General features: G+C 66.5%; 9 protein-coding genes. 6 read left to right on the top strand and 3 right to left on the bottom strand.

Annotation, left to right across the window (positions count from 1 at the left end; translation table 11 throughout):
- Nucleotides 1–448: 448 nt before the first annotated feature.
- Both ACIRA7_RS11815 and ACIRA7_RS11820 read left to right on the top strand, forming a co-directional pair.
- Nucleotides 449–1,462: a hypothetical protein gene (locus ACIRA7_RS11815; RefSeq protein ID WP_396221045.1), complete on the top strand. Its 1,014-nt coding sequence runs from the start codon at nt 449–451 to the stop codon at nt 1,460–1,462.
- Between the two features lie 41 nt (nt 1,463–1,503).
- Nucleotides 1,504–2,664, top strand: a complete 1,161-nt coding sequence (locus ACIRA7_RS11820) for a DEAD/DEAH box helicase (protein ID WP_396221046.1) — start codon at nt 1,504–1,506, stop codon at nt 2,662–2,664.
- A gap of 14 nt (nt 2,665–2,678) precedes the next feature.
- Here the strand turns inward: ACIRA7_RS11820 and ACIRA7_RS11825 are convergent, their stop codons facing one another.
- Nucleotides 2,679–3,134, bottom strand: coding sequence for a GspH/FimT family protein (locus ACIRA7_RS11825; protein ID WP_396221047.1), 456 nt, complete (start codon nt 3,132–3,134; stop codon nt 2,679–2,681).
- A 107-nt stretch (nt 3,135–3,241) separates the two neighbouring features.
- Between ACIRA7_RS11825 and ACIRA7_RS11830 the strand changes: the two genes are divergently transcribed.
- The 3 genes from ACIRA7_RS11830 (at nt 3,242) to ACIRA7_RS11840 (ending at nt 5,997) form a co-directional block, all read left to right on the top strand.
- Complete coding sequence (locus tag ACIRA7_RS11830) at nt 3,242–3,580, top strand: hypothetical protein (RefSeq protein WP_396221048.1); 339 nt, start codon at nt 3,242–3,244, stop codon at nt 3,578–3,580.
- A gap of 62 nt (nt 3,581–3,642) precedes the next feature.
- On the top strand, nt 3,643–4,722 hold the full coding sequence (locus ACIRA7_RS11835; RefSeq protein WP_396221049.1) for a 6-phosphofructokinase: 1,080 nt from the start codon (nt 3,643–3,645) through the stop codon (nt 4,720–4,722).
- Nucleotides 4,723–5,007: 285 nt separating this feature from the next.
- Nucleotides 5,008–5,997, top strand: a complete 990-nt coding sequence (locus tag ACIRA7_RS11840; RefSeq protein ID WP_396221050.1) for a hypothetical protein — start codon at nt 5,008–5,010, stop codon at nt 5,995–5,997.
- 33 nt (nt 5,998–6,030) lie between these two features.
- On the opposite strand, the gene ACIRA7_RS11845 is transcribed toward ACIRA7_RS11840, so the two are convergent.
- Entirely contained in the window at nt 6,031–6,603 is a 573-nt protein-coding gene (locus tag ACIRA7_RS11845) for a DNA-3-methyladenine glycosylase I (RefSeq protein WP_396221051.1), read from the bottom strand.
- Nucleotides 6,604–6,667: 64 nt separating this feature from the next.
- Here ACIRA7_RS11845 and ACIRA7_RS11850 point away from each other — a divergent pair, with 64 nt between their 5' ends.
- Entirely contained in the window at nt 6,668–9,373 is a 2,706-nt protein-coding gene (locus ACIRA7_RS11850) for a DEAD/DEAH box helicase (RefSeq protein ID WP_396221052.1), read from the top strand.
- 10 nt (nt 9,374–9,383) lie between these two features.
- Here the strand turns inward: ACIRA7_RS11850 and ACIRA7_RS11855 are convergent.
- Nucleotides 9,384–10,399: putative bifunctional diguanylate cyclase/phosphodiesterase (locus ACIRA7_RS11855; protein ID WP_396221053.1), on the bottom strand; the 1,016-nt coding region annotated here is incomplete at its 5' end.

Consider the following 10,399-nt stretch of genomic DNA (forward strand, 5'->3'; position numbering starts at 1 on the left):
ACCGCCACCCTGGGCGTAGGCAGGTACCGCGATCGCGAGGGCGGCCGCTGCAACGAACATGCGGATCGTGTTCTTCATGAGAAGGGGGCTCAGTTGGTCGTTCTGTACGGTCCGCAGCGCGGGCGCGCCGAGGACTTGCCGTACCGTGTAGACGCAACAGGCCAGCAAATCGTTAAGCGGCGCGGGACCGCATAGATGAGGCCGTTAGAAATCGTGTCACGCTCGTCGCCGAGCCTCTGGCGGAACCGGGGCGGGCGCGTACAATAGGACGATTGTGACGCCCTCGATCTCGCCGCTACCCGCGCCTGGCTCGCAGCCGGTCTCTCCGGAGCTGCGCCGGTCGCCGCCCCCGCCGATCCCCGCGTCACCTCCACCGCCCGCGGGACCCGTCACGGTTCCGATGAGTTGGCTGCTTCGTGTCGCGTCACCATCGGTACAGTTTCGCGCCATGAAGGCCTTCTGGCCGAAGGCCACCGCTGAACCGGGGTGGCCCACGCTGCCCTACGCCAGCCGGCAGGGATGGCATCTGTTGCTGATGCAGGACGGAGACGGCCAGTGGCCGGGGGGCATGCTGACCATTCCGACCGGCGGGTCCCTCGAGGGCATCGGCACGATCCCGGCCTACCGACGGTTGCTGGAACTCGGCTGGGACCCGGAAAGCCCCGCCCTCGGCTCGACCAAGCGGTTGCTGTTCCGGCTGCTGGCGGAAGACGAGGACCCAGCGTTTCTCGCCGAGATGATGCCCACGGAGTGGGACGACGACTTGATCAAGCGCGGGCGCTTGATGTTGCGCGAGGCGGCGGCCGCGGCGCTGGCGCAGGCGGGGTATGAGAGTGATCCGCGCCTTCGCGGTGCGGCCCGCCGCCTGGTGGACCGCGTGATGCTGTTCCTCAAGTCGCCGTTGGCGCAGAAGCCGTGGATCCGCTTGGGCAACCAGCATGTGCTGCCGGCCGACGTGGCGGCGCCGTCGTTCCATCTGCTGGTGATGCTGGGCTCGATGCCGCACTTCCGCAGTGAGCATTACGAGTTCATGGACCGGCTGTTCACCTATCTGACGCAACCGTGGCCGCGCCAGCAGCCGGTGCAGCAAGTCGGGCCGCACCTTATCGAGCAGCCTCACCTGGTGCTCGGGGACCTGCTCCCGACGCGGAATGCCATGGATGCCGACATGCCCTCGTCGCTGGGATGGCTCGAGGTCATGGCGCGTCTGGGTTATCTGAAACGTCACGATGGTTGGAGCAAGCTGCTCGATCGCCTGCTCGACGACCGCGACCGGAAGCATCGGTGGACACCGCCACGCTCGGTGGTGATGCCGGAGCGTGTGCCGGTGTGGTCGTGGCCGCTGCTTCCGCTCTCCGATCCAACCTTCGGCGAACCCGCCGATACGGCGTTTTCCGCCGACGTCACCTTCCGGCTTGCCCTCATTGCGCAGCTGAGCGGTCGCGAGATCGAGCTGGCCTAGCCTTCCCAGACGTCGTGATCGATTAGTTTTCCAGTCAACACATGACTGCAATCGACCCTGACACGCTGATCGACGATACCACGTTCGCCGATCTGGGCCTCGCCCAACCCTTGCTCGCTGCGCTCTCCGAAGCCGGCTACGAGCGTCCCACACCGATCCAGCGCGACGCCATTCCGGTCGCGCTGAAAGGGCGTGACCTGATTGGCCTCGCCCAGACGGGCACCGGCAAGACGGCCAGCTTTACGCTGCCTATGGTGCATCGCCTGCTGGGCGGGCCGCGCCGGACCCGCGTCCTCGTACTCACCCCCACCCGCGAGCTCTGCCTCCAGGTGGAAGAGAGCGTACGTAAGTATTCCAAGTTTGCGCCGGTGGATGTCATCCCCGTGTTCGGCGGGGTAGGCTACGAGCCGCAGGAGCGCGCGCTGCGGGCCGGCGTTGACGTGGTGGTGGCCACGCCGGGCCGTCTGCTCGATCATCTGGAGAAGCGCAACGTCGACTTCTCGTATCTCGAGACGCTGGTGCTCGACGAAGCGGATCGGATGCTCGACATGGGCTTCGCGCCGCAACTCAATCGCATCGTCGAACAGGTGCCCCGCTACCGGCAGACGCTGCTGTTCAGCGCCACGATGCCGCCGGAAGTCGAAGCGCTCGCGCGCAAGTATCTGCGTAAGCCGGTCGTGGTGCAGGTGGGTCGGCGTTCGTCGGCTGCCACCACGGTGACGCACGCAGTGTATCCTGTGCCGCGTCATCTCAAGAACGACCTGCTGGTGCATTTGCTCACCAAGGAAGCGCACGACTCGGTGCTCGTATTCACGCGCACCAAGAGCGGCGCGGATCGGGTGGTGCAGGATCTCGAGAAGGCCGGCGTGAAGGCGGGGGCGATGCATGCGGATAAGTCGCAGCGCGAGCGGATGGCGGCGCTGGAAGACTTCAAGTCGGGCAAGCTGCGCGTGCTGGTGGCCACCGACATCGCGCAGCGCGGTCTCGACATCTCCGGCATTACGCACGTGATCAACTTCGACGTGCCGCAGCAGCCGGAAGACTACGTACATCGGATCGGCCGCACCGGCCGCGCGGCGAGCACGGGCGATGCGTACACGTTCATGTCGGCGGAGGAGATCGGCATGGTACGGACCATCGAACGGACGATCGGCCAGGAAATTCCGCGCGTGAGCGTGCCGGGGTTCGACTTCGGCACTTGAGCGTGCGGTGGGGGCTATCGTCGTTGCACGCGCCCGAGACGCGACACCGTAATGGTGTCGGCTCGGGCGCTTCGTCGTAGCACGAGTCGCAGATTGGCGGCCCCCACGCCGAGCCCTGACGGCGCATAGCTGAGCGAATCGCGCGTGGCCTCGAGGGTGAGCCCACTGCCGTGGAAGTCGCCCATGGCGATCGTATCGCGGCCCACGTGCACCACGACGCGCGTTCCCGCCGCATCGAAGCGCACCGCGGTGCGCGCACCGGTCGCGATGGCGTGATCGCGCGCGAGCGCGAGCAGGTCGACGGTTTCCTGTGCCGCCATCGCGACATCGAGCGAGGCGAGTAACGCGCTGCCATACGTCATCGCCAGCGCCACCAGTCCGCCGGTGAGGCCGAGCAGCCAGAGCTGCTCGATCAGGGTGGCGCCACGTCGGCGACGGTGCGGGGGCGGGGTGTGGGGTGAACACGGCATCGGTGGCAGGAGCAGAGGGTGTCGTGGATGGGACGCGGCGACTATATCGCAAGGCATCGAGTTGCTCGCCGCGTTGGCTCACACGATCAGCCCGAGGTCGTCGAACCATGTCATCCGAACTTCGCCGCCATCATCCTCGCACCGCCCACCGGTCGACGGCGCATCGCCGGGTGGCCACCCTCATCGCGTTCGTGGCCGTCAGCGTGGTCGCGAGTGTCGCCAGCGCGTGCAGCGGCAGCATGCCGAGCCCCTCCAGCGAACTCAACGCAGGGCAGGCGGTGATGGACCTCGGGTCGCTGGTCGGCGAACTGCGCGAAGAGAATGCCAATATGCAGGCGCAGATCGATTCGCTGCGTGGCGCCCTGGCGTACCAGGATTCGATCGTGCGACAGCTGGCCGCCGGCGCCGGGGTCCCAATGCGCGCATCGGCGTTCCCAACACCTTGAACTCGTGACCGCGCGATAGATTACGGGCATCCCCCGTAACCACTCGATCGATCTCAACTGACATGCGGATTGCGATTTCCACCGGCGGCGGCGACGCGCCGGGACTCAACGCCGTCATTCGGGCGGCGGTGCTTTCGGCGCGTACTCGTGGCTGGGACGTCCTGGGCATCAAACGCGGCTACGCCGGGCTCCTTGGGGAAGACGAGATCGTCCCGCTCACGGAGGACACCGTTCGCGGGATCGCCAATCAGGGCGGCACGATCATCAAGACGACGAATCGAGGCAGTCCGTTCGCCTATCCGATTCTTCAGCCCGATGGCACGTGGAAGAGCGTCGATCGCTCCGACGAGCTGGTGGAGAACGCCCGCAATCTCGGCATCGAAGCGATCATCTCGATCGGCGGCGATGGCTCGCTGAAAATCGCGGCCCAGCTGGCCGCCAAGGGGATGCGCGTGATCAGCGTGCCCAAGACGATCGACAACGACGTTCCCGGCACCGTGACGACGTTCGGCTTCGACACGGCCGTCAACACGGCGATGGAAGCGATCGACAAGTTGCATACGACGGCCGAGTCGCATGACCGCGTCATGGTGCTGGAAGTCATGGGGCGGGATGCTGGATTCATCGCGCTGCATGCCGGCGTCGCCGGGACCGCCGACGTCATTCTGATTCCCGAGATCGAATGGGAGATTCAGAAGGTCTGCGAAAAGATCATGGACCGCGATGCCGCCGGCCGTCGGTTCAGCATTGTGGTGGTGGCCGAGGGCTCGAAGCCCAAGGGCGGGATGGAGTCGATCATCGGGGCGTCGCTTCCCGGACAGGATCGTCGTTTGGGGGGGATCGCCGAACGGCTGGGGTACGACATTCAGCGCATCACCGGCAAGGAAACGCGCGCCATGGTGCTGGGGCACCTGCAGCGCGGCGGCTCGCCCACGGGATACGACCGGCTGCTGGCCACGCGCTTTGGCGCGGCGGCGGTGCAGGCGGTGGCCGACAAACGATGGGGACACATGGTGGCGCTCCAGTCGCCGCATCTGGTCACCATTCCCATCGACGAGGTGCTCAAGGAAACGAAGCGGGTCGACCCGGCGCACGACGTGGTCCAGGCCGCGCGGATGATCGGGATCTCGTTCGGGGATTGAGGGCGAAGTCGGGAGTCGGGCGTAGGGAGACCCGCACTCCAGACCCGGAACTCCATACCCCTGACTGTGTTTTAGACAGGAAGTGTCCCCTCCTACGGACGCTGCCCGTTACCTCGCGGTCCCGCCCCCCTGTCCGTAGAGTCCCGTGGTGCCGATACTTACCATACAGCAGGGTCTCCGCCGACGGTCGGGTCCGTCGTGGCATGGACCCTGCTTTGGAAAGACACCGGGACGTCCGTCTGCTCTCCGTGGTGGTCGGCGCGCGACGTCCTGCATGAGGAAGGCATGTTCCAGATGAATTGGCGAGTCCTTGCCACGACCGTTGCGCTGAGCCTGACGCTCGGTGCGGGGCACGCTCACGCCCAGAGTCGGAGCGAGAAGAACGAGAAGAGCGAGAAGGCCGATATTCCCAAGGATTATCGTCCGCCTGCCGGCATGTGCCGTGTGTGGGTCGACGAGGTCCCGCCCGCCCAGCAGCCGGCGCCGACCGACTGCGCCAGTGCGGTGCGGAACAAGCCGGCCAACGGCCGGGTGATCTACGGCGAGGATGCGGCGAAGGGGAAGAAGCCGGACCTTCCGATCAAGGGCTTCGCCAAGCCGGTATACAAGAAGGGCGCACCGCTGATTCCGCCGGATCTGTCTCAGGCGGATCCGCGGGCCCGCGAGGCCTGGGAGGCCAAGAAGATTACCGACGCGCAGTTGCACGGCGATCAGCCGGCGAATCTCTCGCCGGCTTCGTCGTATCCGGGGGGTGCGGTGTCACCGTCGGGGCCCGTCGGGTCATACGGCGGGTACGTGACGCCGGGCGGTGTGGTGGTGCAGGGCGCACAGAACGATCCGCGCTACTTCAATCAGGCGCCGGGCGTCCGGCCGCCGGGCTTCGGATCGGCCACCTGTCTTGACCGCGACGGCGACGGATGGTGCGATGACCAGCGCTACGGTCCGCCGGTGTGCAACGACCTCGACAAGGATGGCCGCTGCGACGATTTGCCGGAGTATGCGTCGCGCGCCTACCCGCAGGTGCTTCCACCGATGCGCGCCGTCGTCGATGTCCTGCAGGGGCGGCCCAGCGCCGACATCATGCAGTGGCTTGGCACGAACGAGTTCACGGTGCGCGTCCCCGATCAAGGGCGCGGCGGTGTGCCGTGGCGCGCCATCTTTCTCGATCAGAGCAACGAACTGCTGCAGGTATGGACCGACGTGAATCGCGATGGCCGCGCCGACCGGATCGAGATCTTCAGAAACGGCCAGCGGGTGAAGTTGATTCAGCGGTAGGGCGCACGGGCCGCTGGCGCCGCCCAGTCGGCGTCAGCGGGCGGCGATCTCGTCGTGACGGAAACACGACACAAGGTGATCGTTCACGAGCCCGACCGCCTGCATGTACGCGTAGCAGATCGTGGTGCCCACGAAGCGGAATCCACGGGCCTTCAGATCCTTCGAGATCGTGTCGGACAGTGCGGTCTGCGTGGGCATCTGGCGCGACGTGCTGAGCCGCGTCATCAGGGGGGTGCCGTCGACGAAGCGCCAGAGGTAAGCGTCGAACGTCCCGAACGCCTCCTGCACCGCGAGAAACGCCCGCGCGTTGCCAACGGTGCTCTCAAGCTTCTGCCGATGTCGCACCAGCCCCGCGTTCTGCATGAGCGCATCGACCTGCGCCGGCGTGAACGCAGCGATGGCGTCGACATCCCACTGCTGAAAGGCGGTGCGGTAGTGCGGACGTTTCGCGAGCACCGTGGACCAACTCAGGCCGGCCTGCGCGCCTTCGAGGGTCATGAACTCGAACAACGTCCGGTCGTCGTGTACCGGAACGCCCCACTCTTCGTCGTGATAGGTGACGTCCAGCGGTTTGACGGGCCAGGAGCAGCGAGCGGGAGCGTTCATCCGTGCATTCTAGCCGTGTGCCGCTGATTGATCCAACGGGTCGTGCGCGCAGTAGATTTGCCGGGTGCGCACTCCCCGTGATCGTTACCTACCCCCCGACCGCGACGCCTTTGTCGCGGCCAAGCCGCCCACTGGGCGCGTCATCGTCATCGCGCCCACCCGCGCGGCCTGCGAGACGATCGAACTCGCCGTCGGCCTGCACCTGGATACGTTCCTCGAACGGACGCGCGGCGACGATCTGCGACGCCTGGCGTCGAGTGGTCAGGGCTTCGGGATCGTGGCGGGCACCGGGACCGGCAAAACGCTCGCGATCCGTCCAATCGCCGAAACGATTCTCGGCACGACGGTCCTGAAGGCGGGGGTCGTGAACCGCGAACGTGAAGCGACGCCCGAAACGCCGTCGTGGAACGTCGTGGTCATCACGACCGGCATCGCACGACGCTGGTTTCAGGACGGCGACATTCAGCCCACGGACACGCTGGTCGTCGATGAAATCCACCAGACCAGCGCGGAGCTCGAGCTCTGTCTCGCGCTCGGGAAGCGCGTGGGATGCCGCTATATCTGGTTGTCGGCGACGGTCGATCCCACGTTCTATGCGCGCTATCTCGAAAGCGCCGACGTGCTGCAGGTGTCGGCGTTCGATGCCACCAAGGCCGCCAAGGTCGAAGTCGAGCGCAAGCAGCCGCTGAATTTCCTCGACGACAAGTTCCTGCAGAAGGTGTCCCGATCGCAGCGCGGTGTGGCGATGTTCCTGCCCACGCGCGCCTCGGTGGAGGAGGCTGCCGAGTGGGTGCGGCTGCGCTACCCGCGCATTACGGCCGCTCACTATCACGGCGGCGAGCCGATTCGCGTGATCCGTCCATTTCTCGAAGGCGTGGTCCCGAAGCCGTTCTTCCTCGCGATGACGGCGGCCGGGCAGAGCGCGCTGAATGTGCCGGGGCTCGACACCGTCATCATCGACGACACCCGCTTCACCAACGTGATCGACCGCGGGCGCAACGTGCTCACGCGCGTGCACCTGGGCTCGAACGAAATCCTGCAGATGGCGGGGCGCGTGCATGGCCGCGTGGAGAACGGTCGGGTGTTCATCCTGAGTGACCGGGATATCCGGTTCGAAACGCTCAAGCCCACGGCACCCGACTTTCAGCTGGCGGGCGACTCCGAGCGCGTGGCGCTCACCTGCGCCGACCTCGGCGTGCAGGCGGATGCCCTCGAACTGCCGGTACCGCTCGACCGCGTGGCGTACCGCAACGCGGTCGCGCATCTCGAATCGCGCGGCCTGATCGAAAACGGCCGGCTGACGACGTACGGGAAGGCGGTGGAAGCGTTGCCGGTGGAGCGGGCGTGGGGTGAACTCATCGTGAATGGTGACGATGAACTGCTGCCGATGCTGGCGGTGATGAGCGGCATCGATTCGCTGCATCGCATGACGCGCGAAGGGCGTGATCTAGAAGGGTTGGTGGTGCGGGGCAGCGATCACCTCACGGCGTACAACGTATACGCCGACGGCTTCCGCGCCGCCGGCTACATCGGGGAGGTGTACGGGCTGTCTCGGCACATGTTCGATGCCGAGCGGATCGCGCACTGGGCCGAGCAACGTGGCGTGCTGGTGAAGTCCCTCGAAGACGCCGCGCTGGCGATGGCCAGCGTGTACCGGTCGGTGGGGATGCCGCTGCCGATGACGCTACCGCTGGTGCGCCCTGAGCTGCACCGGCGCTTTTGCGATCTGCTGGCCCGCTTCATGCCCTTCGATTTGGTGATTGAGGAGCAGACGCCGGATGGGCATGAGGCGCGCGTGTCGAAGACGAGCGTGTGCGGCAGTTGGGGGGCGGTGGCGGGATCGCTGCGCTACTTCGCCGACCGGTTCGGTGTCCCACGGGCGGGCATCGAAGGCACGCAGCTGTCGATCGAATTGATCAAGCAGTACGCCCAGCGCCATCCACCGGAGCTGGCACTCGATCCCGATCGCAAGCAGTCGCCGGTGCTGTTGCGCCGACGGCTTACATACTTCGGGTTCGAGCTCGCGCGCGAGAGTGAAGGGCTCGACGAATTTCCGCCCGAGCACGCCCAAGCCGCTCGGCATCTGCTGGCCGAGGCGGCCGCGCGTCAATCGCTGCGGCACGCGGGGGTGCGCCGCAATCAGCCGGTCGTCGAGGAGATCCGCGAAGTGTGGCGTCGCTTGGGCGGCGTAACGCCTCGACTGGGGCAGGCGGAGCTGACCGCGTGGTATGAAATGCAGATGGGCACGGCGACGAACTGGGAGAGCATCCGGAACATGCCGATGCTGATCGACCGACGGGATTTCGTCAGCCACGATCAGGTGGCGGAGGCCCGGGCGATGCCGGGGGCCGTCGAGATTCGTGACCGCACGGTGCCGATGGATTACGACGTGGAGGAGCACGACGGCCGTCTGGTGCCGGTGGTGCGGCTGCGCGTACCGGAGAAGCTGGCGCGGACGATGATCCAGGAGGAGGTGCCGTCGCTGGACCGTCCGGTGCGTTTTGTGGTGCCTCGTGGTCAGCGTGGGTCGGTGCGGGCGGACACGCTGGACGACCTGCAGCACAAGCTCGACCTCCCGTTCACCGACGACGAGCGTGAGCGCCGGCCGGCCGCCAGCGAGTCGCGCGCGGGTGCCGACCGTGCGGGGACGCCGCGGAAGGGTGGCGATCGCGGGCGCGGTGGGGGCGGTGATCGCGGTGGTGATCGCGGTGGTGGATCGCGTGGCCCGGGCGGACGCCGTCACCCGGGGAAGGGGCGACGTCGGCGCTGACCGGGCACGATTACGCTTTCTTTTTCGCGCTCGACGGCAGCAACGGCAGCACCTGCTTGGAGTGCTGCACGAAGCCTTCGACCGCGTCCACTCCGAGCGGGCGGCTGAAGAGATAGCCTTGTCCGAAGTCGCAGCCGGCGGCATGCAGCAGCTGCCGCTGCCCCGGATGCTCGACGCCCTCGGCCACGACCTCGATGTTCATGGACTTGGCGAGCGAGATGATCGTGCGGACAAAGGCGGCTTCGCGCTCGCCGTCTTCGAGGCGCGACACGAATGACTGGTCGATCTTCAGTTCGTCCACCGGGAAATACTGCAGGTGGCTCAGCGACGAGTACCCGGTACCGAAATCGTCGATGGCGAGCTTCACGCCGAGCGACTTGAGCGCTTTCAGCTTCGCCAGCGCGAGTTCCGGCGAACGCATCATGTCGCTCTCGGTGATTTCGAGCGTCAGCCGACGCGGATCCAGCCCCGAACGCATCAGTGCCTCCCGGATGTCTTCAACGATCGTCTCGCTGTCGAGTTGCTTGGCGGCGAGGTTCACGCTGACCGACGGCGGCTCGGGCGCGGTGTGCGTCCATCGGGCGGCCTGTATGCAGGCCTCCATCAGCACCCAGCGCCCGATCCGCACGATGATGCCGGTTTCCTCGGCGATCGGGAGGAACAGCCCGGGGACAACGTGTCCGCGGGAGGGGTGCTTCCAGCGGATCAACGCCTCGAACGCCTTCACGCGACCGCTCTCGATGCGCATGATCGGCTGGAGCTCGAGGAAGAACTCGCGCCGATCCACGCCCATCCGCAGGTCGGACTCGAGTTCGAGCCACTCCATCGCGTCGCGGTGCATCGTTGGATCGAAGCGGCGCACACAGGCCTTGCCCGACGACTTCGCGGCGTACATCGCGGTGTCGGCGTTGCGCAGCACCGTTTCCTCGTCGTCGGCGGGCTCGGCGATGGCGATCCCGATGCTGACGCCGATGACCACTTCCCGTCCGCTGATGCGCATGGGCATGCGCAGCAGCATGAGCAGGC

The sequence above is a fragment of the Gemmatimonas sp. genome (assembly GCF_044376735.1).
Taxonomy (GTDB): Bacteria; Gemmatimonadota; Gemmatimonadetes; order Gemmatimonadales; family Gemmatimonadaceae; genus Gemmatimonas.